Genomic DNA, 26,684 nt, shown 5'->3' with positions numbered 1-26,684 from the left:
AAGTAATCTTCAGCATTCCCTTCTCTAAAGCGTAGCGTCTCCTAAGCGAAGCGCCTCTTTGTGAAGAGTGCTTTAGTTATCTAGTACATTACCAGATGATGACGCAGAATTTTCTATTTGGCTCTTGAGTGCAGGGGACAGCGCCATTGCTATAAAGCCGCTCTCCTACTCTAAATACAAGAAAGCACGACTCGAAATAGTAAGACTTTTATATGGCTGTAGACCTTTACCAGTTTGGCTTGTGGTGTGGGAGTGTACTATCTTATGAATTCGGTTATTTATTAAAGAAACTTAGTTGCTGGGGTAAAAATTAGAATCAAAAACGCCAACTCAAGGTTGGCGTTTTAATTATGAGGCTAAAGGTTATTTTTAAGCTTTAGGGCCTGCATTTTTAATATCGTCAGATACGTCGTATTTAGCAAAGTTTTCTGTAAAGTCAGCAGCCAATTTAGCTGCATATTCATTATATTTAGCCTTATCTTCCCACGTGTTAATAGGGTTAAGAAGGTTGCTATCAACACCAGGTACTGCAACTGGTACGTTTAAGTTCAATGCATCAATATGTTGAGTTTCAACACCGGCTAATTTACCTGACACTATAGCGTCAATTACAGCACGTGTAGTTGGTATATCAAAACGCTTGCCGATACCGTAAGGACCGCCAGTCCAGCCAGTATTCACTAGGTAAACTTTAGCGCCAAACTCACGTACACGTTTCATTAGAAGCTCAGCATAAACCCCTGCAGGACGTGGGAAGAATGGTGCGCCAAAACAGGTTGAGAATGTAGATTCTATATCGCTTGTTGAACCAATTTCGGTTGAACCTACTTTAGCAGTATACCCGCTTAGGAAGTGGTACGCAGCGGCTTCTTCACTCAGTACAGATACAGGAGGTAATACGCCACTCACATCACATGTTAAGAATACAACAGCTTTAGGCTCACCTGCGCGGTTTTCTACTTTACGCTTTTCCACATGTTCTAATGGATACGCAGCTCTGCTATTTTGGGTCAGACTTGTATCGTTAAAATCTGGCACACCTCTATCATCAAGCACAACATTTTCTAAGATAGTGCCAAAGCGGATTGCATCCCAAATAACAGGCTCATTCTTTTGTGAAAGGTCGATACATTTTGCGTAACAGCCACCTTCGATGTTAAATACACTACCAGATGCCCAGCCATGTTCGTCATCGCCGATTAGGAAGCGAGTTGGGTCAGCTGATAACGTTGTTTTACCAGTGCCAGATAAACCGAAGAATAATGCTGTGTCGCCAGCTTCACCAACGTTAGCCGAACAGTGCATTGGTAATACACCCTTAGCTGGTAATAAGAAGTTTTGAACTGAGAACATCGATTTCTTCATTTCACCGGCGTAGCGCATTCCCGCCAGTAATACTTTACGTTGTGCAAAGTTAATAATTACGGTGCCATCGCTGTTAGTGCCATCACGTTCTGGTTCACATACAAACGATGGTACGTTCATCACTTGCCATTGTGGTAAGTTTGAAGCGTTATAGTTTTTAGGTTCAATAAACATGTTTTTGGCAAAAATGTGATGCCATGCAGTTTCTGTTGTGACAACTACAGGTAAATAATGCTCTGGGTCAGCGCCAACTTCTAGGTGAGAGGTGAAGTGGTCATTACTTTGCACATGTGCTTCTACGCGTGCCCATAAAGCATCAAATTTGTCAGCATCGAAAGGACGGTTTACATTGCCCCATTGAATTTCATTTTGTGTTGTAGCTTCTTGTACAATAAAACGATCTCGAGGTGAACGGCCTGTTCGTTTTCCTGTAATGGCTACGAAAGCACCATTTGCGGCTAAAGTTCCTTCGCCACGGCGGATCGCATGCTCGACAAGTTCAGCTGCGGTTAAATCGACAAAACGTGTAGCGCTTGTAATCATGTTTATACCTAACTATGTATGAGAGTTTGAACGGGATAGCTCTGGGTAAATAGTGCCCTTTAGCTGTAATGATAGTAACAGAAGGTTTTCAGATATTCGAGCCTGTAAAGCCCTTAAAAACATATATATTTGCAAAAAAACATGAATAATTTCAATGATACCGGTGTCATTAAATGTCACTTTTTATGACACCGGTATCATCTTTTTATAATATAAAACCGCATATTTTGCGGCTTTATATAGGAAGATGAGCTGAGATGGAGTTTTTAGTTGAAAATACTCTTAATGTCTTGCTCATTAAACGTATATTCTTTTAAGCAGTAATGACAGTTGATATTAACACTGCCGTTTTCTGCTACATCATCGAGTAGTTCTTGTTGTCCTACATTAACTAATGCGGTGATTGTTTTGTCACGACTACAGCCACATTTGAAACGTATGCTTTGTGGTTCAAAAACACGTGGATTATCTTCATGGTACAAACGAGTTAAGATTGTATTTGCATCAAGATTTAATAACTCTTCATCTTTTATTGTATTGCTGAGTGCTTCTAGGTGGGTGAAGTCTTCAATTGACTTCTGTTTATCAACAGGCAGTACCTGTAAAAATAAACCACATGCCTTTGCACTGCCTTCGGTTGTATTGGTTGCAAACCATAAACGAGTTTTTAACTGCTCTGATTGCTCAAAGTAACTTTCAATACACTCACTTAGAGTGTCATGCTCTAGAGGGACTATACCTTGGTAGCGCTCACCTTTATCTGGCGTAATAGTAATAACCATATAGCCATTACCGATTAGTTCTTTGACAGTACTGCCTGTCACTTCATTTTGTAGACGAGCAATACCACGCATATTTTGCTTATCATCACCATTTATTACTGCATATTTAACGGGTCCGTCACCTTGCAGTTGCACGGCTATTTCACCTTCAAATTTTAATGTAGCTGTAAGTAAGCAAGTAGCGACCAATAGCTCACCTAGTAATGCTTTTACAGGTGCTGGGTAATTATGGTTTGCAATCATTTCATTGTAGGCACTCTCAATTTGAACGAGTTCGCCACGAACATCTAGTTTGTTGAATAAATAACGGTGAAGTAAATCTTGTTGCATGAGCGGCTATACCTAACTTGATTTCATTTTTAAAAGTTCGCGTCTTTGCTTTTTATCGGGTTTTTTATCCGGATGAGGAGCAAAAAAGCTATTATTTTTACGTGCGATGCTGTTTTCTTCGCGTTTGGCGATACTAGCATCAGATTCTTGGTACAAGGTCTGAGCAATGGGGGCGCTTTGTCGTTTTTCAAGCACTTTCGTTATGGTTACGATTTTTTCATCTACACCTTGAGCGAGTTTCACTATCGCACCAACTTCGACTATTTTACTCGCCTTTGTTCGCTGTCCATTATAATGCACTTTACCGCCTTGTACCATTTCCCTTGCTATCGCACGTGTTTTATAAAAGCGTGCTGCCCATAACCACTTATCTAATCGAACTTTTAGGTTATCTATGAGGTCAGAGTCTTTATTACTATTGCTTTTTTTGCTCATAACGTATTTGTACCTGCAGTAATTTGTTATCTAAAATTTACCACGAAATCTATCTAGGATGAAGGTATTACAGTGGGCGTTTGTTTTTTGTTCAAGTAAATAGAAGTTATTCATTCTGTTTACAAAGTTTAATATTAGTGTGCTTGTTGAATGAAAAATGAAAGGGTACTATGGGGACGCGCTTACGCAGTAAATTAAAAAAAGAACACTATTTATGGAACAGCAAATCCAACAGCTAAAACACATTTTAACTCGATTACCGCATGCTAAATTAAGTGCGTTAGTCACGCTATTAGTTGTTGTTTACCTTGCATTTTTATTATCAAAATTGGTTTGGCTTTTATGGCCTCAACCTCAGGTATCTTTACTTAGTCCTACTCAGTTTGCCACACAGTCATCGGGAACAAGTAATAATTCGGCACAACGCATTGTTGAGCAGTTTTTGTTTGGTAAAAAAACGGTAACAAACAGCGCTAATACTGCAAAACAATCACAAATTATTAATGATGCCCCTGAAACACGTTTAAGTATTAACTTAACAGGCATAGTAGCTGTAAGTAATGATGATAAAGCAGGCGTTGCAATTATTGAGTCACAGGGCAAGCAGGTTAGCTACCTTGTCGATGAAGTCATATCTGGGACGCGCGCAAAAGTAGCGCAAATACTTCCTGACCGTGTCATTTTAAGTGTAAATGCTCGGTTTGAAACGCTAATGCTTGATGGACTCGATTTCACCAAAACAGTCTCTATGCCGGTGCTCGCTGCAAAAGATGAGCAAGAAATGGGGCCGCAACGATTAGATGATAGTGAAGAACAAATAAATGCGACTGCAGACCCAGAAGTAAAAGAAGCCATTATAGAAACACGTGAAGAATTATTAGAAGAACCCGGTAAGCTTTTTGATTACATACGTGTATCTCAAGCAATGAGTGAAGGTGAGCTAATTGGTTACCGCTTAAGTCCGGGAAAAGAACCCACACTATTTAAGCAAATGGGATTAAAAAATAACGATTTAGCTGTTTCTATTAACGGCTATCAACTAACAGATTTAAAACAGGCCATGTCAGCCATAAACGAGCTGCGCAATAGCACCGATGCTACTATCACTATTGAGCGTGATGGTGAGCAAATAGATGTGCAATTTAGCCTGCAATAACTTAGCTTTGGAGTTTTAACATAATGGTTCAGGTGCTACACCTCACAAAAATTAAAAAAGGGTTAGCTAAGTACGCAGCACTTTTTTTGGCGGCAAGTATTTCTTTGTCTGTTTCTGCAGTTGAATATGCAGCAAACTTTAAGGGAACTGATATCAACGAGTTTATTAATATTGTTGGTAAAAACCTTAATAAAACGGTGATTATAGATCCCAACGTACGTGGCAAAGTGAATGTACGTAGCTATGAGTTAATGGATGAAGATCTTTACTATCAATTCTTTTTAAATGTATTAGAAGTTTACGGCTATTCAGCTGTTGAAATGGATAATGGCATCATTAAGGTAGAAAAAAGTTCTGATGCTAAAAAATCGAATGTGCCACTAATTACCGAAAACAGTTCTGCATCGGGCGATATGATGATTACCCGCGTGGTGCGCGTAAAAAATGTAAGCGTGCAAGAACTAGGACCATTAGTTCGTCAATTTAGCGATCAAAAAGATGGTGGCCATGTTGCTAACTTTAATGCTGCAAACGTAATGATGTTGACTGGCCATGCTGCATCAGTAAACCGCTTAGTGGAAATTATTCGCTCAGTTGACCAAGCCGGTGATAAGCGTGTTGATATTGTAAAGCTTAAATACGCAACGGCTGATGATGTTGTCTCTGTGGTAGAGAATATATATAAAGATAGTGGCAAAGGAAGCGTACCAGAATTTTTGATTCCTAAAGTCGTAGCCGACGGCCGTACCAATAGCGTAATTGTAAGTGGTGAAGGGCAAGCCCGCACACGTGCAATTGAATTGATTAAGCGCCTTGATGGTGAGCTTGAAAGCCAAGGCAACACTAAGGTGTTTTATTTAAACTATGCCAAATCGGAAGACTTAGTTAAGGTTCTTCAGGGTGTAAGTAAAACGTTAACCGAGGAAGCTCAAGGTAGCGCAACTAAAACGCGTTCGCGTAGTAACAACGAAACCAGCATTGAGGCACACCCAGAGTCTAATTCACTAATCATCACAGCACAGCCCGATACTATGCGTTCATTAGAGTCAGTTATTGAACGATTAGATATTCGTCGTGCACAAGTATTAGTTGAAGCAATTATTATTGAAGTAATGGAAGGTGATGGCGTTAATTTAGGCTTGCAGTGGATTTCAGAGCAAGGCGGCATGCTGCAGTTTAATAACGGTACAACAGTACCTGTTGGGTCGTTAGCTGTTGCAGCAGAACAAGCTGCAGATCAAACAGTAACTAAAACAATTATTGGTACAGAGTCTGGCACGGTTACACCTTACACAGAAACGACAGAAGGTGACTACGGGCCGCTTGCATCATTACTTAGTGGTATTAATGGCTTGGCACTGGGCGTTATAAAAAACGACTGGGGCGCAATTATTCAGGCTGTAGCAACCGACACTAACTCAAATATTTTGGCAACGCCTTCAATTACCACTATGGATAACGAAGAAGCCTCTATTTTAGTGGGTCAAGAAGTACCTATTATTACCGGATCTCAAACAGGCACTAACAATAGCAACCCATTTCAAACGGTTGAGCGTCAAGAAGTGGGTATTAAACTTATTGTAACGCCACAAATTAACGATGGCTCAGCGGTACAGCTAACCATTGAGCAAGAGGTATCGAGTGTAAGTGGTGCAACTGCGGTTGATATTTCAGTGAACAAACGCGCTATTAAGACAACGGTTATTGCCGATGATGGCGGTATGGTTGTTTTAGGTGGCTTAATAGACGAAGACGTTCAAGAAAGTGTATCTAAAGTTCCATTATTAGGTGATATTCCTGTTTTAGGGCACCTATTTAGGTCAACAAACACGACTCGCCGTAAGCGTAACTTAATTGTATTTATCCGCCCAACGATCATCCGTGATGGGGTGAGCATGAATAAGTTAAGTTTTAACAAGTATAATTTTATTCGTGGTGAGCAAACTAAGCAGCAAGAAGATGGTATTGATCTAATGCCAATGACCGATACCCCAGTACTACCAGAGTGGAATGATGAGCTAGTGCTTCCGCCAACTTATGAAGAGCATTTACGTAAACAAAATGCACAAGAGCGTAAAGATGACTAATGCGATACAAGAGATAAACCAAGACGTGGTTCATCCCAATACGCATAGTGCAGATGAGCCCTTAGCTGATGACGTACTCGTTGAGTTACCAGCAAAACGTTTACCATTTTCGTACGCGCGACGTGCGGGTGTTTTGCTCAGTGAATATCAAGGTCAAACTACCGTGTACTTTCGTGGTGAGCTTGATTTAGATGTATTACTTGAAGTGCGCCGAATCGCAGGTCATGGCTTTAAATTAGAGCAGCTTGATGATGACAAGTTTGAATTGTTACTAGAGTCATCTTACCAACGTGATAGCTCTGAAACGCAGCAAATGATGGAAGATATTGGCAACGAAGTTGATCTGTTTTCTTTAGCTGATGAGCTCCCGCAAACTGAAGATTTATTAGCTGGTGATGACGATGCGCCCATTATAAAACTCATTAATGCGATGCTTAGCGAGGCCATTAAAGAGGGGGCGTCAGATATTCATATTGAAACGTTCGAGCAAGAGCTTGTTATTCGTTTCAGGGTTGATGGGGTTTTAAAAGAAGTACTAAAACCAAATCGTAAACTTGCCTCATTGCTTGTATCGCGTATTAAGGTAATGGCAAAACTCGATATAGCTGAAAAACGTATTCCGCAAGATGGTCGTATTAGCTTGCGTATTGCAGGACGTGCAGTAGACGTGCGTGTATCAACCATGCCGTCGAGCTTTGGTGAGCGAGTAGTATTACGTTTACTTGATAAGAACAATGCTCGCCTAAACCTAGAAGATTTAGGTATGACTCCAAAAAACCGTGAGTTGTTTGCTGACTTAATTAGTAAGCCGCACGGGATTATTTTGGTAACAGGACCAACGGGTTCTGGTAAAAGTACCACCTTGTATGCAGGTATGAGCCAAATAAATTCTCGCGATCGTAATATTCTGACTGTAGAAGATCCTATTGAGTACGAGATCCCAGGTATTGGTCAAACGCAAGTAAATACAAAAGTAGATATGACGTTTGCAAGAGGGTTACGTGCTATTTTGCGTCAAGATCCCGATGTGGTAATGGTGGGTGAAATACGTGATCTTGAAACTGCACAAATAGGGGTTCAAGCATCACTTACTGGTCACTTAGTTATGTCCACACTGCATACAAATACGGCATCTGGTGCTATTACTCGAATGGAAGACATGGGCGTTGAACCGTTTTTGCTTTCTTCATCGCTATTAGGTGTTTTATCTCAGCGCTTAGTACGTACGTTGTGCAACAGCTGTAAAGAAGGGCATGTGGCAGACGAACGTGAATGTCAGCTTTTAGGTGTACCATTTGAGAGCAAGCCAACGATTTACCGTGCAATAGGCTGTGAAGAATGTAACTTTAATGGTTACAAAGGTCGTACTGGTATACACGAGTTACTTGTTGTAGATGAAACAATACGAGAAATGATCCACAACGGTAAAGGCGAGCAAAGCGTAGAAAAATACATTCGCACTCATAGCCCAAGCATTCGCCAAGATGGTTGCAGCCGTGTGCTTGCAGGAAAAACCACGCTTGAAGAAGTGCTGCGTGTTACCCGTGAGGAAGGCTAATAATGGCTGCGTTTGAATATCGGGCATTAGATGGCCGCGGCAAAGAAAAAAAAGGCATTTTAGAGGCCGACACCGCCAAGCAAGTTCGTCAGCTTCTGCGCGATAAAAGCCTAACCCCTTTAGAGGTTGTGCCTGCGGCTCAGAGTGATAAACAGGTAAAGGGTGAGAAAGCGCCTTTATTTGGTAGCCTTTTTAAACCAAGTATTTCTACATCTGAACTTGCGCTCATCACACGCCAGTTAGCAACGTTAATTCAGTCAGCATTACCAGTTGAGGGCGCGGTTATGGCGGTGGCTGAGCAGTGTGAAAAACCACGTTTAAAACGTATGTTAATGTCGGTTCGTTCAAAAGTTGTTGAAGGCTATACTCTTGCTGATGGTATGAGTGAGTTTCCCCATGTGTTTGACGACTTATATCGTTCAATGGTGGCTGCGGGTGAAAAGTCAGGGCATCTTGACCAAGTACTTAATCGCTTAGCCGATTACACCGAGCAGCGTCAGCATATGCGTAGTCAAATAACACAGGCTATGGTTTACCCAACTATTCTAGTTATTTTTGCCATTGGTATAGTGTCGGTTTTATTAGGTACTGTTGTTCCTAAAATACTAAAAACCTTTGAAAAAACTAAACAAGTATTACCTTGGACCACCGAGTGGGTAATGGCTGGGAGTCATTTTGTACAAAATTACTGGTTTATTAGCTTACTGGCTATCACTGGCATTGCGATTGGCATTAAGTATGCGTTAAAAAAACCACAAGTGCGCTTTTGGTGGGACGACCGTGTGCTGCATATGCCGGGTATTGGTAAGGTGGCGCGTGGTATTAATACCGCTCGCTTTGCTCGTACGTTAAGTATTTTATCTTCAAGCTCTGTACCACTACTTGAAGGAATGCGGATTTCTGGCGATGTACTCGTAAACGAAAAAATCAAGAAGTCGGTAGCCGACGCAGCTGACAGAGTAAGCGAAGGTGCAAGCCTTAGAGCGGCTTTGCAGCAAACTAAATTGTTCCCGCCGATGATGCTACATATGATCGCCAGTGGTGAAAAATCAGGTGAGCTAGAGCAAATGCTAGAGCGTGCAGCGAATAACCAGGACCGTGAATTTGAAAGCATGGTAAACGTATCGCTTAAGTTATTAGAGCCTGCAATGATTGCTTCTATGGCTGTTATCGTTTTATTTATTGTTATGGCCATTTTGCAGCCTATTATGGCAATGAACAAAGCAGTTGGGCTCTAAATTTAAATAGTTTTTATATATTAATGGTTTTACCTAAACCATTTTTGCTTAGTGTTTTTAGAATAATGAGGTAATTACGTGAACAAACAATCAGGTTTTTCTTTACTAGAAGTAATGGTGGTACTGGTTATCATCGGGATGATTATGTCTATTGTTGCGCCAAATATTATGGGCCAACAAGAAGAGGCCGCTATTGATAAAGCGCATTTAGATATTCAGCAGCTTGAAGATGCGATGAGCTTATACAAGCTTAAAAATAAAAGTTATCCAAGCACAGAGCAAGGTCTTGAAGCGTTAGTGACTAAAACGTCTATTGAACCTGTTCCTAAACGTTTTCCTGATGGCGGCTTTATCAGCGAATTACCAGAAGATCCATGGGGTAATACATACTTATTAATAAGCCCAGGTGAAATTGGTAAATTTGATATTTTCTCTATGGGACCAGACGGTGAAGTCGGTACCGACGACGACATTGGTAACTGGGATGAAGAAAAGCAGTAATGAGTCAGTATACTGGGCTTAACCTAAATGTACTTGTTGAAGGCTTACTATGAACGTAGGTCTTCAATCAATGCACAAGAAAAAGGGTTTTAGCTTAATCGAGATTTTAGTTGTATTAGTGGTTATCGCTTTTACAACAAAAATGGTGGTATACAGCTTAGATGGCGGCGCTGAAGATGAGTTAGATGCTCAAGCGCTTAGGTTGCATACCACCATTAATATGGCGTCAGAATTTGCAATTTTAAATCAGGTAGAGCTTGGCTTACTCGTTGAAAAAAATACCCTAGAATACTTGGTATTTGATGGGGGAAAATGGGTAACCTTTGATAGGGAGGAGTTATTTAAACCCATAGAGTTGGAGCCACGACTAAAGCTTACCCTCAACTTAGAAGACCTTGCATGGGCTCAAGATAATCTACTTGAACAGTCTAATTGGCGAGAGCTTATGAGTGGTGGTGAAGACGATAGCTTACTCGAACTTAAAAAGCTTAAAATACCTCAAGTACTTATTTTATCGTCGGGCGAAGTAAGCGCATTTCAGTTAATTCTTGAGCTAAAAGATCAAAGTGACCCTGTTTACTTTATTGAGGGTGAATTTACAGCACCAGTAAATTTAAGAAGAGAGCCAGAGTAATGACATTAAGTAAAGGCTTTACCTTGTTAGAAGTACTTGTTGCTTTGAGTATTTGTGCAATGGCGGGTATTGCAGCAATGCAAGCCACAGGCGAGCATATTCATCACTTAACAACAATTGAAGAACAAACATATGCCTCATGGGTTGCTGAAAATGTCATTATTGAACAACGGGTAAAAGGCGAGCAATGGCAAGGTAAAAATAACTTACGTGGTAGTGAGGTTATGGGTGGTGTTGAATGGTTTTGGCAGCAAGAGGTTGTGCCCACTGCAGATAAAAGCTTTGTTAAATTAACCATAAATGTATTTATCGATGAAAAGTACGAACAGTCAGTCTATGAGCTTTCAACGTATTTAAATAAAGGTAAAAAGTAAGTGAAGCAGCGCGGATTTACATTGCTTGAAGTAATGGTTGCTTTGGGGATTTTAGCTTTTGTTGTTATTTCTACGCACCAAATACTAGACAGCACAACTAAAGCAAAAGACGCATCGGACGAAAAAATAGCGGAACTTAATGGCTTACAAACAACGTTTAGACTTATGGACCAAGACTTTAGCCAAATGACTAAACGTGCAGTTAGAAACGAGTCTGGTGACGTACAAGAATATTATTTATTAGCAGGGCGTTATGTGCTTGAAAGCCAATATGACGGCATTGCATTTGTAAGAGACGGTTGGATAAACCCAATAAATTTATTGCCTAGGTCAGAGCTGCAGGCTGTTGGATATAGGGTCATAGATGATAATCTTGAGCGTGTGTATCGCGTGTACGTTGATCAGCTTGATAATATGGAGCCACGTGTACAGCAGGTATTAGAAAACGTCGAAGAGCTTAAGTTTGAATTTTTAGACAGTGACAATAAGTGGCAAGAACAATGGGAAGTAAAAGCATTGCCTAAAGCGGTTGCGGTTACTTTACAACAAATAGAGGCCGAACCTATTCGTCGTGTATTTTTAGTTCCTGGGCAAGGAAGTAGAAGTAATGGGTAGGCAGTCTTCGCGCGGAGCAGCGCTGGTTATTGTGTTATTTATTGTTGCATTAGCTGCTATTTTAGCCGTAGAAATGAGTGCTAATTTAATGGTGCAAGTGCAAAAAAGTACTAATTTACAAGGTCACCAACAAGCAAAATGGTATGCCTACGGTGCTGAAGAGTTGGCCATTAAAGGGCTCATTCAAAGCAAAAAAGATGACCCAGATAAAACAACGCTTGATCAAGTATGGGCAACACAAGGGAACGCAGCATACCCAGTTGATAACGGCACATTAAGTGGTTCAATTACTGACTTGCAATCATGTTTAAATTTAAACGCCATAGCGATTGAACCCGATACAAATAGTGCTGACAAAACAAACCCTGCACACAAAGCACTGTTTGCCTTACTTGAAAATATAGAAGATTTACCAGCGGATGAATCGGAAGAAGCAATGGCTGATAGCGTGTTCGACTGGCTGGATGAAAATAGCATAACCTATCGCTCAGGTGCTGAAGAGGGAGAGTACTTATCTCGTAAATTTCCGTATATGACTGCTAATAGTTTATTTGCATCTCCATCGGAACTTCGCTTGGTAAAAGGCTTTAACCCGCTAGTAATGGAAAAAGTACTGCCTTATGTGTGTGTTATTCCGGGGAGCACTCAGCTTTTAATTAACATTAATACAATAGCACCAGAACAGGCTTTACTACTAAGCGCGCTGATGGATAATTTAAGTTTGTCGGCTGCAGAGGCTGTTATTGCTGCAAGGCCACAAACAGGTTTTGATTCTTTAGAAGAATTTTTTGAACAGGTACAGCAACAAGGCGGTACAAACACTGAATCAGTGAAAGACTTATTTAGTATTAAAAGCGAATATTTTAAATTACAAACGCAGGCAAACTTTGTAGATCTGCGTTTTTCGATGACCACCTTACTGCACGCCAAAGACGGCGAAGTAACGATACTGGCGCGAAAATTTGGAGGCGTACAGTGACAGAAATATTGTTGATCCGTACGGGTCAAACCCAACAAGAACGATTAAATTGGCTTGTATATTCACCACAAGAACAAGAAATAATAGCCAGTGGTGAGCTATCAAGCGCAGGCAATTTGAATGAATTAAGTGAAAAAGCAGCCAACAGGGAGGTGGTTGTTTTATTGCCAAGCGATCAAGTGCAATTAAAAACGGTAACACTACCCACAAAGTGGAATCGCAAATTAGAGCAAGCACTCCCTTACATGCTTGAAGAAGATATAGCCTGCGATGTAGACGATTTGTATATAGCTATAGGCGAAGCAACCATGGTTGGTGAGCAGCATGCTATTCAGGTTGCTATGACTGACCGCGAATGGTTTGAGCAATGGCTCGCGTTGTTTGTGGAACATGAGCTGCCTGTTTATAAAATATTACCTGATGCACTGTTGTTACCCTCTGTAGGTGAGGGAGAGGCTAGTGCTATAGAGCTCAATCAGCAGTGGCTGTTTAAGCAAGGGGCATGGCATATTAGTGCGGTTGAATTAAGCTGGTTGTCAGGTTACTTGACTGCGTTAGGTAACCCTGAGGTTAAACACTTTAGCCCAGCGGAAGACTTCCCAGAGGGGACGAATTTACAAGCGCAAACAAGTCAGTACGATCTCCCGTTAGCTTTATTTGCTAAGCAATTAAATAACGTTAAATTCAACCTTCGCCAAGGTGTTTACCAGCTTAAAAAGAAGAGCGCGCTCTGGTGGGGTTACTGGAAAGGCGCGGCAATTTTTACAGCCGTCGCATTGGGCTCTACTTTAGTTATAAAGGCAATTGAGTTGCAACAGCTTAATTCTCAGGTCGATATAGTAAAAAACCAAGTAGTTGAGCGATACCAGACAGCATTCCCCGGATCTAAAGTGCACCCTAATTTGATAAAAAATCAGATTAAAGGCGCATTAGATAGAATAGAAGGCTCTGATGAATCCGGTTTTTTAGAGCTGACGACTAATTTGGTTGATGTATTTTCACAAGTGAATGAGTTCACACCAGAAACGTTACGTTACGACAAGCGAAGAAACGAGTTACGTATTCGCGCGCGTGCTAAAGACTTTCAAACCTTTGGTAAAGTAAAAACCATACTTGAAAAGCAAGGCTTAACGGTAGAGCAAGGGTCTTTAAATAACGATGGTGATTTTGTGGTAGGTGAGATTAAATTGCGAGGTGCTGCATGAAAGCACAAGCGATAAAATACTGGCGTTCTTTAAAAGAACAAGAGCAGCAACTTATTATGGTTGCTGGTGGTATATTTGTTATTTTTATTCTTGTGATGGGGATATTCAGGCCGTTAAATAACGCCATAACAAAAGCGGAACAATCGAAAATTAAGCAACAGGCTTTGCTCGTGTGGGTTGACGAAAGCATAGTAAAGCTAAAAGCAGCGGGTAATACGCGTGTTGCGAGTAGTCAAAATCTAAGCCAAGTGGTTAACTCTACCCGCAGTCGCTATCAAATCAATATTAGTAAAATGCAGCCTAGTGATGGTTCGCTGCGTTTAACGCTCGACTCAGTAGAGTTTAATAAACTAGTAGAATGGCTCGATGAATTAGTGAATCAGCATGGTTTAAAAATCGAAAACTTAGATTTAAGTCGCGACGATAAATCGGGTTATGTAAGAGTAAGCCGTTTGGTATTAGAGAATTAATAAATGAAAAGAATAATTATATTATCGGCTGTCTTTTTAATTAGTTTTATTGTGTTTTGTATTATTAAATTACCCGCTGCTATCGCGCTTGATTTAGCAAAACCTCATTTTCCTAAGCAGTTAGAAGTAGGGCAGGCGGTAGGCACTGTATGGCAAGGCCAATTAATGCAAGTTCGTTTTGATGGCGAGCAGTTAAACAATGTGCGCTGGGATATCGCCGGTTGGGCATTATTTACTGGCAATTTAAATACTAATATAAAGTTTGGAAATGCTCGCGAACGCACCGATATATCGGGATATGCAACCGTCAGCTATGGATTGTTTAATCATACTTTAAAAGTAACAGATGGTTTAGTTCGCTCAACGGTAGAGCGAGCTATGCAACGAGTTCAGTTACCATTACCTGTTACAGCAAAGGGGCGTGTAATACTTGAGCTAGATGAATACACCTCTGGTGCTCCTTACTGTGAATCATTAAAGGGTGAAATAGCGAGCCCAAATATCGACGTGCAAGGCTTAAATGGTTGGTTTAATATAGGGCCTCTGGCTGGCAAGTTAAGCTGTAAGTCGGGCGATGTGGCAATATTAATCGACCCTGATAACACCCTCGGGCTTGAAGCCGATGCCACTCTTAAAGCTAACTTTGACTTTAGCGTAGCAGGGTATGTAAAACCAGATGCTAGCTTACCGAAAGATGTTCACGATGCGGTTAAGTTTTTAGGCCGACCAGATAGCCAAGGTCGTTACCCGCTCAATTTTTAATGTTTTGATATAAAGAGTTTTAATGCAACTACCGCAATTCACTGAGCTGCATGCTAAGCAGCTCAGCACATTTTTAAATACCCAACCTCAAGCCATGACCTTTGAACAAAGCCAAGGTTATTTGTTTGGCGTTATATGTTCACCCGACCCTCTTGATGTGCACGAATGGGTTGATGTGATACTCAATAATTCAGCAAACGAATTAGATGAAGAAACGCTATTTTTATTTATGGCGTTTTACCATCAAATAAGTGAACAGGTGTTTGAAGTAGGTTATAAACTGCCACCACAGTACGACAGTGCATTTTGCTCGCAGTGGAGCCAAGGCTTTTTAACAGCAAGTAATGCTTACACGCAAAAGCTATTAGCAGCAACGAAGTTAGATGCACAGTACAAAGAGGCCTTAGAAACCGCACAAGCAACCCTCAGCTTTTTTGCATTAGATACACAGCTTATCTCTCAAATAGCATCACAAAATTCAATGAATACATTGCAGTTGTGTGAGCAACAATATGACCTTATGGGGGATTTTGCACTTGGTTTTGCAGAGCTAGTAGAAATAGTGGCGCTCAATAGTGGTTTGTATAACGATGATGGCTGGGACGAGTAGTTAGCGTTAAACTTTTTAATAATGGCGCTTTAATTAATATCAAGCGCCAAGATCTAAAATAATATCTGTGCAGCCTTGCTTGCACTTCACCACGCCTTTTCCCACTTCGCTGGTGGCTAAATCGAGTGTGAGTACCGTATTACATTTTTCGCATTTTAGCGTTTTACCTTGTGCTAACTGTTTAAGCATATTACGTTGCTTGTGAAACGAATCACTGGTTTTTTTGTTTAAATTAGAAAAGTCCATTATTTAGCCCGTTTTTGCTCGAGTGATTCAGACACTATTTTACACACTTTATTTAAGCGTTCAGCGTAGAAGTAAAGGTTTAAGTCGCGTTCACGACAGTAGCGCAAATTAAATAGCTGAACTGCGTCATCAGTGGTGAATGTTTTTTCTACGTATTCTTTTTCTGAGCTTGAAAGTGTTAGCTCATGACTAATTCTGTTTTTTGCTAAATTAGCAGCAGGGCTTCTATTTACTTTACTTGCATCACTTAAAAAGCCAATACCTTCGCCTAATAGCTTTTCGCGTGGTTCTTTTACAAGTGGATGATCAATGGTAAAAAACGCAAGGATCACAATTATCAAAATAATAAACTTCTTCATGGATACGTAAACCTTGATCTAAATAGGGTTGAATTATCAAGCAGTGTAATAAACTGCCTTTTAAAAGCAAGTAACTGAGATGAATAAATTAGTTGTAATCTATACCAGTAATTTTAGCCAATATTGATATAATAACTAACAAAAGTTAGATATTTCTGAAATATCTGAAAGTATTTAATTTATGATTCATTAAACAAGTCTTACTTAGCAAGTTACTTGCTACACTATGAGTATAGAGCATTTGATTAGTGCTCAGCTTTTATTTTCCAAGCGGTGTTGAGGAACTTCGATGGACAAACAGATTAAAGTAAAAAACATTCCTGTTGAGGTAAAAATTCAAAAGCCGGATTTAAGCCGTCAAGATGATAGATTTAACCCCCGTAACCGCATTTATGTGAGAGCCGTAAAAGGTCTTCACCAATTACTAAGACAGCGCATTGGTTTTTTAGGCATGCTCGCATTTATGGTTTTGCCATGGATAAACTTTAACGGCCAGCAAGCCGTGCTATTTGATTTAATAGCACAAAAATACAATATTTTTGGTCTAACTTTATGGCCTCAAGACTTCACCATACTGGCGTTTATATTCATGCTGGCGGCTTTTGCGCTGTTTTTGGTAACTACATTTTATGGACGAGTCTGGTGCGGATATACTTGTCCTCAAACAGTATGGACCTTCATTTTCATCTGGTTTGAAGAAAAACTTGAAGGCACAGCAAATCAACGTAAAAAGCTCGATCAACGGCCTATGGACTTTGACAAGTTCTGGCGAAAAGCGGCTAAGCATTCCAGCTGGGTGTTGTTTTCTTTGTATACTTCTATTTCGTTTGTTGGTTACTTCACACCGATAAGAGAGCTACTCCCTGATTTTATAACCTTTAATGTTGGCGGTTATGCGCTAGTGAGCATTTTAGTATTTGCTGTGTGTACATATGGCAATGCAGGCTGGATGCGTGAAATTATGTGTTTGCATATCTGTCCCTACTCACGTTTTCAGTCAGCAATGTTTGATAAAGATACCTACACAGTAACCTATGATGAAAGCCGAGGTGAAAGCCGAGGCCCTCGCTCACGTAAGGTTGCCCACGCAGATTTAGAAATAGGTGACTGTATTGACTGTAACCTATGTGTACAAGTCTGCCCAACAGGCATTGATATAAGAAACGGTTTGCAGGCTGAGTGTATAAATTGTGGTGCGTGTATTGATGCGTGTGACGGCGTAATGGATAAAATGGAGTACCCGCGGGGGTTAATTTCGTATACCACAGAACGTAATCTTGAGACGCCAGAAAATAAAACCAATCCTCTACGAGCCAAAATTATTGGGTATACGGTCATACTAGTGTTGCTAACAGGCGCGCTTGTTACAAATATTGCACTGCGTAAACCAATGGACTTTGATATTATTCGTGATCGAAATCAGCTATATCGTGTCGACTTTAATGGCTTGGTTGAAAACACATATACCTTAAAGGTCATCAATAAGGCGCAATATGAGCAAACCTTTAACATTAAAGTGGCAGGGCTAGAAAACTTTAAATACATAGGTAAACAAGTATTTACTGTTCAAGCAGGTCAATCGCATAATGTGCCATTATCACTCGTTATGGACCCTTATGACTTAAAAGCGCCTATAACAGAGTTTAATTTTGTATTGTCGCCAGTTAATGAACCGGATGAAACAATTTCGCAATCGAGCAACTTTTTTAGAGCGCGATAGCCTTACTTTCTAATTCGGTAAATATAGCAATAACAAAAGCGGGTTTAACCCGCTTTTCATTTATATAAGAAGAGCATGAGCAAATTTAGCTTTATAGATTTAACCCCAGATTTAATACTTGATGCGATAGAAACCATAGGTATTTATCCCGAGTCTGGGTTACTAGCGCTTAACAGTTATGAAAATAGAGTTTATCAATTTAAAGCCGAAGATGGTCTGCGTTACGTAGTAAAGTTTTATCGTCCCGAGCGTTGGAGTAAAGCACAAATTCAAGAGGAGCACGATTTTGCTTTTGAGCTTGCTGACGCTGAAGTACCCGTTGTAGCCCCTGTTTTACATAATGGACAAAGCTTGTTTGAACACCAGGGCTATATGTTTGTGGTATTCCCAAGTGTGGGTGGGCGATTATTTGAAGTAGATAATTTAGATCAGCTTGATGTTATGGGACGTTTAATTGGTCGAATGCACCAAGTAGCTAAAACCAAACCCTTTACTTACAGACCAACAATAAGCTGTGAAGAATATTTGCATACAGCTAAAGTTCATCTTCAAAAAAGTAACTTGGTGCCAATGGGATTAAGCACTGCTTTTTATACTATTTTAGATTTGGTAATTGAGCAGACACAAAAGCAGTATCAAGATATAAATAGTATTCGCTTACATGGCGATTGCCACGCAGGCAATATATTATGGGCTGGCGATGCGCTAATGTTCGTGGATTTAGACGATAGTCGTCAAGGGCCTGCTATTCAAGATCTATGGATGATGCTCAGTGGCGACAGACCAACGCAACTGTTACAGTTAGACACTTTGGTGGGAGCGTATGAAGAATTTTGTGATTTTGACCACGCTCAACTCAAATTAATTGAACCGCTGCGAGCAATGCGTATTATTCACTACATGGGATGGGTGGCAAAAAGGTGGAGCGATCCAGCTTTTGTGCGGAACTTTTCATGGTTTGCTGATGACAAATACTGGGAGCAACAAATTTTAGCGCTTAAAGAACAACTTGCTGCACTGCAAGAACCGCCGTTAAAGTTATTGCCGTAAATTATTATTTAATGACGAGTACAACGAGATACTAATGCTTAAAAAACTAAAACTGAGCCTACTTCTTTTATGTTTACCTTTTGCAGCCTTTGCTGCACAGTTTGAGGCAAATAACCAATACACGATTATTAAAACTGAAAAAAGCACAACACCCCAGGTAACAGAGTTCTTTTCATTTTATTGTCCGCACTGTTTTAAATTTGAACCAGTGGCTAAAGCAATTGAAAAAAAACTGCCTGAAGGCACTGATTTTGTTAAAAGTCACGTCAACTTTTTAGGTGGTGTATCTCCACAGGCACAAAGTAATTTAAGCTTTGCTTACTTAATCGCAAAACAACAAGGGCAAGCACAAAATATAGCTGACCAAATTTTTAGAAGTATCCATATTCAAGGTGCGCCTTTAACAGAAGTTAAAGACCTTAAAAAGCTATTGGAAGTAAATGGAATAGATAGCGACACATTTGACCAAGCGATTGCAAGCATGCCAATTATTGCTGAAGAGCAAGCAATGCAAGATAAGCAAAACAAATATTCAAAGTTAGGTGCGTTAACTGGTGTACCTACTTTTATTGTTAACGATAAATACAAAATCAATATTAACACCATAAAAAACCAACAAGAACTTGATGAGTTAATTGCGTTTTTATTAGCATTATAAATTTTGGAGCATAAGAATGATTAAACTACTTAAAGCAGGGTTACTTGCATTAGTATTACCGATGGCAGCAACAAGCTTTGCGGCGACCTACGAAGAAGGCGTTCATTACGATGTTATTGCTGAACGTGCCACTAAAAAGCCAGAAGTAAAAGAGTTTTTCTCTTTTTACTGCCCGGCGTGTAATAACTACGAGTCACTGATCAGCGAATTTAAGCCTAAACTAGATAAAAATGTTAAGTTTAAAAAGAGTCACGTTGACTTTGTGGGTGTTCGTAATCCAGAAAACCAACAAATGATGAGCCAAGCACTTGCAACTGCTGAAGTACTTCCCCAAAAAGAGAAACTTATCGCAGCTATTTTTAATCATATTCACACTAAGCGCGCTAAATTTAACGAATTAGCTGACGTGAAAGATGTGTTTGTTGCGCAAGGTGTTGATGGCGATAAGTTTGATAAGTTATTTAAAAGCTTTTCGGTTCGTACATTAAGTTCTAAGATGAAGCGCGATCAAGAATACTTTAAAGAAAAAGGTGCTCTTCGTGGTGTACCCACATTTATCGTAAACGGTAAGTATAAATTAAACTTAGGCCGTGAATCAGGTGTTACAGCTCCTGAAGATATCAGTAAATTAATTAATTACTTGGCAAGCAAGTAAAATAATACAAAAAAGCTCCTTTATAGGAGCTTTTTTATGACTGTAAATTTTTACTCACAGTTACTTTTTCTGCAAAAACACACCCGACTCTATGTGATGTGTATAAGGGAACTGATCAAATATCGCAAAGCGCTTAACGTTATGCGAACGCGTTAAATGATCTAAATCGCGTTCCAGTGTGTCAGGATTACACGATATATAAATTATGTTTTCGTAATTAGCCACTAAATCACAGGTTAACTCATCCATACCAGCGCGTGGCGGGTCGACTAATATGGTTTGGCAGTCATAGCTTTTTAGGTCAATACCGTCTAAACGAGAAAAAGTACGTTCGCCATTCATTGCTTGAGTAAACTCTTCGCTCGACATACGAATAATATCTAGGTTGTCTACATTGTTTTTGGCAATATTATATTGAGCAGAGTGAACAGACGATTTAGATATTTCAGTTGCGAGTACTTTATTAAAAGACCCCGCTAGCGCAATAGAAAAGTTACCATTACCGCAGTAAAGCTCTAGTAAATCATTTTTAAGTGGTTTACATAAATCTTGTGCCCACTCAAGCATACTTATATTTACTTTTGCATTAGGTTGCGTAAAGCTATTTTCTACTTGTTGGTAAATTAGTTCTTGGCCATTTACAGTTAATTGCTCTGTTACAAAGTCATCACCTAGCACTTCTTTCTGCTTACGTGCTCGGCCAATAAAATCTATTTTATATTTTTCACTCAGTTTTGCCTTTAGTGACTTAATTTCACGTAGCCATTCATCATCAAGCGGCTTGTGATAAAGCAAGCTCACTAAAATTTCACCACTGAGTGTAGACAGGTAATCTATTTGAAATAGCTTTCGGCGTAAAACCTCGCATGGTTTAAGGTTTTCAATCATCACCTGCATGATTTCACCAACAAGCGGTGCCGCAGGGTCAAACGTATCAACGCGTATTTTTTCTTTAGTTTGCTGATCAAACATTATATGAAACAGATCGTCTCCATCATGCCATACTCTAAATTCGGCACGTTGGCGGTAGTTAATTGGCTCCGAGCTAAATACTTCTAGCTGCTCCACACCAAAACGTTGAAACTGTGAAGTTATACGCTGTTCTTTTTCACTTAACTGCGCTTGGTACTGTGTGGTATCTATTTTAATAACTGCCATTCGCGTTACTACCTTATCTAAGATCTGTTTATCGGCGCTATTGTAGGGAGCGGTTCGCATTTGTCTAGTTTTGGCTAGAATAAATGATGTTTTTTTGCACGGTTTACTTTAGTTTTTTATGCCCTGGCCGATAATAAACTACGCACGCTCAGGAGACGATTCATGAAAATAGGCAACTATGGCTTTGTACCAAGCCAGAACATAAACAAATTCAACAACAAAGCTGATGTACAACAACCTACCATCGCGTCTCCGCAAGACAGCTATCAGCAACGAGGTAAAGAATTAGCTGCTAAAGTTTTAGGTGATAAAATGGCAGAGCAGCTTGGTTTGCCTGTTCAAGAAAAAAAAGCAGATAAGCCCCTTTTTGATTTTGAAGCAATTGTTAAAAATGTACTCGACTTTGTCACCGGCGCCGTTAATAAAGCAAAAGCTGATGGTGCCGATGACGATAAATTAAAAGGTATGCTAAGTGATGCCCGTAAGGGAGTGCAAATAGGTATTGATGACGCTGTTGATGAGTTAAAAGAATCCGGCGTTCTAAACGATGAAACCCAAGAGGGTATCAACAAATCAAAAGAAGGTATTTTTGATGGCCTTGATAAGTTTGAAGATAACTTGTTCAACCCAATGCCCGCTAGTGTGGGGGTAACTCAAGCACAATACGCAAGCTTAAGTAATAATGCTCAGTACAGTTTCACCACAGCAGAAGGTGATGAAGTAACAATAAGTTTTGCCGATGCGTTTAAATCTCAGTCTGCTAGTAGTTATCAGCGTGGTGAGGGAGGGGAGGCATTCGTAAGTGAATCATCACAATCGAGAGAACTTTCATTTTCAATGTCAGTTAACGGCGACCTTAATGATAAAGAGCAAGAAGCAATTAATGAGTTAATGGAAAACCTACAAAACGTAAGTAAGACCTTTTTTAGCGGCGATTTAGAGCAGGCATTTGAAGAGGCCCAAGAGCTTAGTTTAGGCAATGAACAACTTGTCGCATTTTCAATGGATTTACGCCAAACCAAAACAGTTGCTGCAATAAAGGGTTACGAAGAAAATAAACCGGCTCCAGAAAAAGTAATTGCAGATAAAGTAGCGCCTTTTAATGATGACCTCCGAGAGGCATTTTCTAAAGCAACCGAGCTAGGTATTCAAAATCAATTATCAGGTATTATGCAGTGGCTTAATGAAGATCAAAGTGAGATCGATAAACTGGTTGATTACACAAAAGCTATGTTTGAAAACCTTAATAAGTTAAATAGCGCGACAAAGCAAACAGCAGAGGAAGTTTAACCTCAACATTAAACTACTTTCTTTTGCAAAAATCACATGGCAAACTGCCGTTCTAATCTAATAATAGGAACGGTCGTTTGTCAGCGCATATAATGGTTTTTGATTCAGGGATTGGTGGCACAACAGTACTTGATCATATAAAGCAACGTATCCCGAATGCTCAATATAGCTATTTTATGGATAATGCTTTCTTACCTTATGGAGCTCAAACACAACAAACAATTATTAATCGTTTGTGTTCGCTCATTCATTTCATTAAGTCAAACAAGCTAAACGTCGATTTAATTGTAATAGCATGCAACACGGCATCCACATCGGCATTAAGTGCTGTACGCAAAATTACAGATATACCCATAGTTGGTGTTGTACCAGCAATCAAGCCCGCCGCAGAATTAACACGTTCAAATCATATTGCTTTACTGGCAACACCTGCCACAATAGTGAGCTCATATACAAAAAAGTTAATAGCGCAGCACGCTAGTAATGTAACTGTTAACTTATATAGCAGTGTTGAGTTGGTAAACCTTGCTGAATTACTTTTCTTTAATGGCTATTTAGATACAAATAAATTACATGCTGTACTTGAAGGCTTGAGTATTGAAAAGCAAACGGATGTGCTTGTATTGGGGTGTACTCACTTTCCGATACTTACAAAGCAGATTAGTGAGCACTTTAAAAACAGCATTCAGCTGGTGGATTCCGGTGCAGCAATAGCAAATAGAGTTATTTATCTACTAACCGAGTCAGGTTTATTAGCACAAAATATACCTGGCATAAAAAAGCCGTTGCAATACTATGCAACGGCTAATGTGATCAGCGATAAACTTGCGGTTAAGCTAGTTAAACTGATTGATCCGCCTGAGCTCGAAGCGTATTAGAATCATCTTCTTGTTTTTGTTTTGCTTCACGTACTTTTAAAGTGCGTTGTTGGAACTCACTATCGTTCAAGTTTGCAATAGCATTGTCTGCATCAGCTTGCGCCATTTCAACAAAACCAAAGCCACGACGTTTGCCTGTATTTTTATCCTTTAATAGACGAACGTTGAATACTTTACCTTGCTCTTCAAACAAAGCACGAACAACACCTTCGTTTGCACGGTAAGGAAGGTTACCAACGTAAAGTGTTTTAGTTTTTACTTCGGCCTCTTCTAAAACGTCAGAAGACATAGCAGCAATAACTAGCCCACCTATTAATAAGCCAACAGCAAATACAATTGCAGGGTCAAGTTCTAAGCTTCCAAGGGCGAACTTAACAATAACAAAACCAACTACAGCAATAACAACAGAAAAGATAAAAGATTTTTGATCGGGTAATTTCATTTTAGATCTACCAATAAACAGGAAATAAACATTAATTTAACATTGTGAACTTGCTATCTTAACGTCTTAAACGAACTTAGCAATGATATTTATATGAAATTATAAAAAGCAGTGTAAAAAAACATCAATTTAAGCGTGTTTTAACATGGTTTTTTGTGGTTTTGTTCTAATTTTGTTCGAACAGTAAAAAGATCTAAAAAAAGGGTTGATCTGTTTTCGGATCTCCCTATAATGCGACCCCACTGAGACGGGAAACGCCGAAGCATAGCAAAGTGTTAGTGGCTCAGAGAGTTGAATAAAACTTTGGTTTTAAATCATCGAAAGAAAGTTTAAAACAAAGTATTGACTCGAAAAATAAAGGATGTATTATACGCATCCCTAGCGACAACGTCGCAACGTTCTTTAACAATATAAAGCAATCATCTGTGTGGGCACTCGTACAGATTGAGTTCTAACAGCCAAGCTACTTAGGTAGTGAGGCAAACAAATTAGAGTCTCAATTGAAACTGAGTGACCAACAGAATAATTATTTCGGTAGTTATTCAGCACAGTCAATTCAATATCGAAAGATATTAAATAAATTCAGAATTCATTGAGCTGTCGAAAGACACAAAACTTTTTAATTGAAGAGTTTGATCATGGCTCAGATTGAACGCTGGCGGCAGGCCTAACACATGCAAGTCGAGCGGTAACAGAAAGTAGCTTGCTACTTTGCTGACGAGCGGCGGACGGGTGAGTAATGCTTGGGAACATGCCTTGAGGGGGGGGGCAACAGTTGGAAACGACTGCTAATACCGCATAATGTCTACGGACCAAAGGGGGCTTCGGCTCTCGCCTTTAGATTGGCCCAAGTGGGATTAGCTAGTTGGTGAGGTAATGGCTCACCAAGGCAACGATCCCTAGCTGGTTTGAGAGGATGATCAGCCACACTGGAACTGAGACACGGTCCAGACTCCTACGGGAGGCAGCAGTGGGGAATATTGCACAATGGGCGAAAGCCTGATGCAGCCATGCCGCGTGTGTGAAGAAGGCCTTCGGGTTGTAAAGCACTTTCAGTCAGGAGGAAAGGGTGTGAGTTAATACCTCATATCTGTGACGTTACTGACAGAAGAAGCACCGGCTAACTCCGTGCCAGCAGCCGCGGTAATACGGAGGGTGCGAGCGTTAATCGGAATTACTGGGCGTAAAGCGTACGCAGGCGGTTTGTTAAGCGAGATGTGAAAGCCCCGGGCTCAACCTGGGAACTGCATTTCGAACTGGCAAACTAGAGTGTGATAGAGGGTGGTAGAATTTCAGGTGTAGCGGTGAAATGCGTAGAGATCTGAAGGAATACCGATGGCGAAGGCAGCCACCTGGGTCAACACTGACGCTCATGTACGAAAGCGTGGGGAGCAAACGGGATTAGATACCCCGGTAGTCCACGCCGTAAACGATGTCTACTAGAAGCTCGGAACCTCGGTTCTGTTTTTCAAAGCTAACGCATTAAGTAGACCGCCTGGGGAGTACGGCCGCAAGGTTAAAACTCAAATGAATTGACGGGGGCCCGCACAAGCGGTGGAGCATGTGGTTTAATTCGATGCAACGCGAAGAACCTTACCTACACTTGACATACAGAGAACTTTCTAGAGATAGATTTGTGCCTTCGGGAACTCTGATACAGGTGCTGCATGGCTGTCGTCAGCTCGTGTTGTGAGATGTTGGGTTAAGTCCCGCAACGAGCGCAACCCCTATCCTTAGTTGCTAGCAGGTAATGCTGAGAACTCTAAGGAGACTGCCGGTGATAAACCGGAGGAAGGTGGGGACGACGTCAAGTCATCATGGCCCTTACGTGTAGGGCTACACACGTGCTACAATGGCGCATACAGAGTGCTGCGAACCTGCGAAGGTAAGCGAATCACTTAAAGTGCGTCGTAGTCCGGATTGGAGTCTGCAACTCGACTCCATGAAGTCGGAATCGCTAGTAATCGCGTATCAGAATGACGCGGTGAATACGTTCCCGGGCCTTGTACACACCGCCCGTCACACCATGGGAGTGGGTTGCTCCAGAAGTAGATAGTCTAACCCTCGGGAGGACGTTTACCACGGAGTGATTCATGACTGGGGTGAAGTCGTAACAAGGTAGCCCTAGGGGAACCTGGGGCTGGATCACCTCCTTATACGATTTAGAACTTATTTGTTCGTAGTGTCCACACAGATGATTGTTATTGTAAAGAGAACAACACTTATTGTTTGGGTCTGTAGCTCAGCTGGTTAGAGCGCACCCCTGATAAGGGTGAGGTCGGTAGTTCAAATCTACTCAGACCCACCACTTCTTCACGAAGTCGGTAACTAAACAATAAGACCAGCATATGTGGGGCTATAGCTCAGCTGGGAGAGCGCCTGCCTTGCACGCAGGAGGTCAGCAGTTCGATCCTGCTTAGCTCCACCACTTTTACTTCTTAAAAATAAATATTCTTTATCGGGCAGCTAAATCGCCTGAGAATAGAGTGTATTTAATTTTGAGAGGTTTTTGTATCTCTTGCTCTTTAAAAATTTGGAAAAGCTGATAATAAAATTCGTATGAATAACAATGTTATTTGTACAG

Annotated in this window: 26 protein-coding genes, 2 tRNA genes and 1 rRNA gene; 22 read left to right on the top strand and 7 right to left on the bottom strand. The window is 40.4% G+C overall.

All coding sequences use genetic code 11. The features are described 5' to 3' along the window. Positions 1-369 precede the first annotated feature (369 nt). From PMAN_RS14390 to hslR, 3 genes are all read right to left on the bottom strand, one after another. A complete protein-coding gene (locus tag PMAN_RS14390; protein WP_010558127.1) occupies positions 370-1,908 on the bottom strand; it encodes a phosphoenolpyruvate carboxykinase in 1,539 nt (512 codons plus the stop codon). A 266-nt stretch (positions 1,909-2,174) separates the two neighbouring features. After that, positions 2,175-3,020 carry an Hsp33 family molecular chaperone HslO gene (gene hslO / locus PMAN_RS14385; RefSeq protein ID WP_010558128.1) on the bottom strand — a complete coding sequence of 282 codons (846 nt, stop codon included), beginning with the start codon at positions 3,018-3,020 and terminating at the stop codon, positions 2,175-2,177. A 12-nt stretch (positions 3,021-3,032) separates the two neighbouring features. Then, on the bottom strand, positions 3,033-3,455 hold the full coding sequence (gene hslR / locus PMAN_RS14380; RefSeq protein ID WP_008129619.1) for a ribosome-associated heat shock protein Hsp15: 423 nt from the start codon (positions 3,453-3,455) through the stop codon (positions 3,033-3,035). Between the two features lie 214 nt (positions 3,456-3,669). Between hslR and gspC the strand changes: the two genes are divergently transcribed. The 13 genes from gspC to PMAN_RS14315 all read left to right on the top strand — a co-directional run bounded on the left by gspC (position 3,670) and on the right by PMAN_RS14315 (position 15,644). After that, positions 3,670-4,611: a type II secretion system protein GspC gene (gene gspC / locus PMAN_RS14375; protein WP_010558129.1), complete on the top strand. Its 942-nt coding sequence runs from the start codon at positions 3,670-3,672 to the stop codon at positions 4,609-4,611. A gap of 23 nt (positions 4,612-4,634) precedes the next feature. Then, positions 4,635-6,698 carry a type II secretion system secretin GspD gene (gspD, locus tag PMAN_RS14370; protein ID WP_010558130.1) on the top strand — a complete coding sequence of 688 codons (2,064 nt, stop codon included), beginning with the start codon at positions 4,635-4,637 and terminating at the stop codon, positions 6,696-6,698. Further along, positions 6,691-8,256 carry a type II secretion system ATPase GspE gene (gene gspE / locus PMAN_RS14365; RefSeq protein WP_006794632.1) on the top strand — a complete coding sequence of 522 codons (1,566 nt, stop codon included), beginning with the start codon at positions 6,691-6,693 and terminating at the stop codon, positions 8,254-8,256. The genes gspD and gspE overlap by 8 nt, the downstream gene beginning before the upstream one ends. A gap of 2 nt (positions 8,257-8,258) precedes the next feature. Next, positions 8,259-9,494: a type II secretion system inner membrane protein GspF gene (gene gspF / locus PMAN_RS14360; RefSeq protein WP_006794633.1), complete on the top strand. Its 1,236-nt coding sequence runs from the start codon at positions 8,259-8,261 to the stop codon at positions 9,492-9,494. A 78-nt stretch (positions 9,495-9,572) separates the two neighbouring features. Then, positions 9,573-9,995: a type II secretion system major pseudopilin GspG gene (gene gspG / locus PMAN_RS14355; RefSeq protein WP_006794634.1), complete on the top strand. Its 423-nt coding sequence runs from the start codon at positions 9,573-9,575 to the stop codon at positions 9,993-9,995. Between the two features lie 49 nt (positions 9,996-10,044). Next, positions 10,045-10,629: a prepilin-type N-terminal cleavage/methylation domain-containing protein gene (locus PMAN_RS14350; protein ID WP_010558131.1), complete on the top strand. Its 585-nt coding sequence runs from the start codon at positions 10,045-10,047 to the stop codon at positions 10,627-10,629. Further along, entirely contained in the window at positions 10,629-11,003 is a 375-nt protein-coding gene (gene gspI, locus PMAN_RS14345) for a type II secretion system minor pseudopilin GspI (protein ID WP_006794636.1), read from the top strand. The genes PMAN_RS14350 and gspI overlap by 1 nt, the downstream gene beginning before the upstream one ends. Further along, positions 11,004-11,618, top strand: coding sequence for a type II secretion system minor pseudopilin GspJ (gene gspJ / locus PMAN_RS14340; protein WP_006794637.1), 615 nt, complete (start codon positions 11,004-11,006; stop codon positions 11,616-11,618). Continuing rightward, entirely contained in the window at positions 11,611-12,597 is a 987-nt protein-coding gene (gene gspK, locus PMAN_RS14335) for a type II secretion system minor pseudopilin GspK (protein WP_006794638.1), read from the top strand. Before gspJ ends, gspK begins: the two co-directional genes overlap by 8 nt. After that, on the top strand, positions 12,594-13,802 hold the full coding sequence (gene gspL, locus PMAN_RS14330; RefSeq protein WP_008129637.1) for a type II secretion system protein GspL: 1,209 nt from the start codon (positions 12,594-12,596) through the stop codon (positions 13,800-13,802). The genes gspK and gspL overlap by 4 nt, the downstream gene beginning before the upstream one ends. Beyond that, on the top strand, positions 13,799-14,272 hold the full coding sequence (gene gspM, locus PMAN_RS14325) for a type II secretion system protein GspM (RefSeq protein WP_010558132.1): 474 nt from the start codon (positions 13,799-13,801) through the stop codon (positions 14,270-14,272). The genes gspL and gspM overlap by 4 nt, the downstream gene beginning before the upstream one ends. A 3-nt stretch (positions 14,273-14,275) precedes the next feature. Next, positions 14,276-15,034 (top strand): type II secretion system protein N, encoded by a 759-nt coding sequence (locus PMAN_RS14320; protein WP_010558133.1) that lies wholly within the window; start codon positions 14,276-14,278, stop codon positions 15,032-15,034. A 22-nt stretch (positions 15,035-15,056) separates the two neighbouring features. Beyond that, entirely contained in the window at positions 15,057-15,644 is a 588-nt protein-coding gene (locus tag PMAN_RS14315) for a UPF0149 family protein (RefSeq protein WP_006794642.1), read from the top strand. 39 nt (positions 15,645-15,683) lie between these two features. Here the strand turns inward: PMAN_RS14315 and PMAN_RS14310 are convergent, their stop codons facing one another. Both PMAN_RS14310 and PMAN_RS14305 read right to left on the bottom strand, forming a co-directional pair. After that, complete coding sequence (locus PMAN_RS14310; RefSeq protein WP_006794643.1) at positions 15,684-15,890, bottom strand: hypothetical protein; 207 nt, start codon at positions 15,888-15,890, stop codon at positions 15,684-15,686. Beyond that, a complete protein-coding gene (locus PMAN_RS14305) occupies positions 15,890-16,249 on the bottom strand; it encodes a hypothetical protein (RefSeq protein WP_008129647.1) in 360 nt (119 codons plus the stop codon). Before PMAN_RS14305 ends, PMAN_RS14310 begins: the two co-directional genes overlap by 1 nt. 289 nt (positions 16,250-16,538) lie before the next feature. Between PMAN_RS14305 and ccoG the strand changes: the two genes are divergently transcribed. The 4 genes from ccoG (at position 16,539) to PMAN_RS14285 (ending at position 20,332) form a co-directional block, all read left to right on the top strand. Next, positions 16,539-17,969: a cytochrome c oxidase accessory protein CcoG gene (ccoG, locus tag PMAN_RS14300; protein ID WP_010558134.1), complete on the top strand. Its 1,431-nt coding sequence runs from the start codon at positions 16,539-16,541 to the stop codon at positions 17,967-17,969. A 75-nt stretch (positions 17,970-18,044) separates the two neighbouring features. After that, on the top strand, positions 18,045-19,019 hold the full coding sequence (locus PMAN_RS14295) for a serine/threonine protein kinase (protein WP_010558135.1): 975 nt from the start codon (positions 18,045-18,047) through the stop codon (positions 19,017-19,019). A gap of 34 nt (positions 19,020-19,053) precedes the next feature. Continuing rightward, positions 19,054-19,677 carry a thiol:disulfide interchange protein DsbA/DsbL gene (locus tag PMAN_RS14290; RefSeq protein ID WP_010558136.1) on the top strand — a complete coding sequence of 208 codons (624 nt, stop codon included), beginning with the start codon at positions 19,054-19,056 and terminating at the stop codon, positions 19,675-19,677. 16 nt (positions 19,678-19,693) lie between these two features. After that, positions 19,694-20,332, top strand: a complete 639-nt coding sequence (locus PMAN_RS14285) for a thiol:disulfide interchange protein DsbA/DsbL (RefSeq protein ID WP_010558137.1) — start codon at positions 19,694-19,696, stop codon at positions 20,330-20,332. Positions 20,333-20,392: 60 nt separating this feature from the next. On the opposite strand, the gene trmA is transcribed toward PMAN_RS14285, so the two are convergent. Continuing rightward, positions 20,393-21,490 carry a tRNA (uridine(54)-C5)-methyltransferase TrmA gene (trmA, locus tag PMAN_RS14280; protein WP_010558138.1) on the bottom strand — a complete coding sequence of 366 codons (1,098 nt, stop codon included), beginning with the start codon at positions 21,488-21,490 and terminating at the stop codon, positions 20,393-20,395. 162 nt (positions 21,491-21,652) lie between these two features. Between trmA and PMAN_RS14275 the strand changes: the two genes are divergently transcribed. Both PMAN_RS14275 and murI read left to right on the top strand, forming a co-directional pair. Next, a complete protein-coding gene (locus tag PMAN_RS14275; protein WP_010558139.1) occupies positions 21,653-22,780 on the top strand; it encodes a DUF5610 domain-containing protein in 1,128 nt (375 codons plus the stop codon). Positions 22,781-22,857: 77 nt separating this feature from the next. Further along, positions 22,858-23,658 carry a glutamate racemase gene (gene murI, locus PMAN_RS14270; RefSeq protein WP_010558140.1) on the top strand — a complete coding sequence of 267 codons (801 nt, stop codon included), beginning with the start codon at positions 22,858-22,860 and terminating at the stop codon, positions 23,656-23,658. Here the strand turns inward: murI and PMAN_RS14265 are convergent. Next, entirely contained in the window at positions 23,621-24,100 is a 480-nt protein-coding gene (locus PMAN_RS14265; protein WP_010558141.1) for an RNA recognition motif domain-containing protein, read from the bottom strand. The genes murI and PMAN_RS14265 overlap by 38 nt on opposite strands. A gap of 620 nt (positions 24,101-24,720) precedes the next feature. Between PMAN_RS14265 and PMAN_RS14260 the strand changes: the two genes are divergently transcribed. The 3 genes from PMAN_RS14260 (at position 24,721) to PMAN_RS14250 (ending at position 26,528) form a co-directional block, all read left to right on the top strand. Next, positions 24,721-26,256: ribosomal RNA gene (locus tag PMAN_RS14260) — 16S ribosomal RNA — on the top strand. Between the two features lie 75 nt (positions 26,257-26,331). Beyond that, a tRNA-Ile gene (locus PMAN_RS14255) sits at positions 26,332-26,408 on the top strand. 44 nt (positions 26,409-26,452) lie between these two features. Continuing rightward, positions 26,453-26,528: transfer RNA gene (locus tag PMAN_RS14250), tRNA-Ala, on the top strand. Positions 26,529-26,684 lie beyond the last annotated feature (156 nt).

The organism is Pseudoalteromonas marina (assembly GCF_000238335.3).
GTDB lineage: Bacteria > Pseudomonadota > Gammaproteobacteria > Enterobacterales > Alteromonadaceae > Pseudoalteromonas > Pseudoalteromonas marina.
The sequence above is the reverse complement of the archived record's forward strand: the minus strand, read 5'-3'. Positions and strand labels throughout refer to the sequence as shown.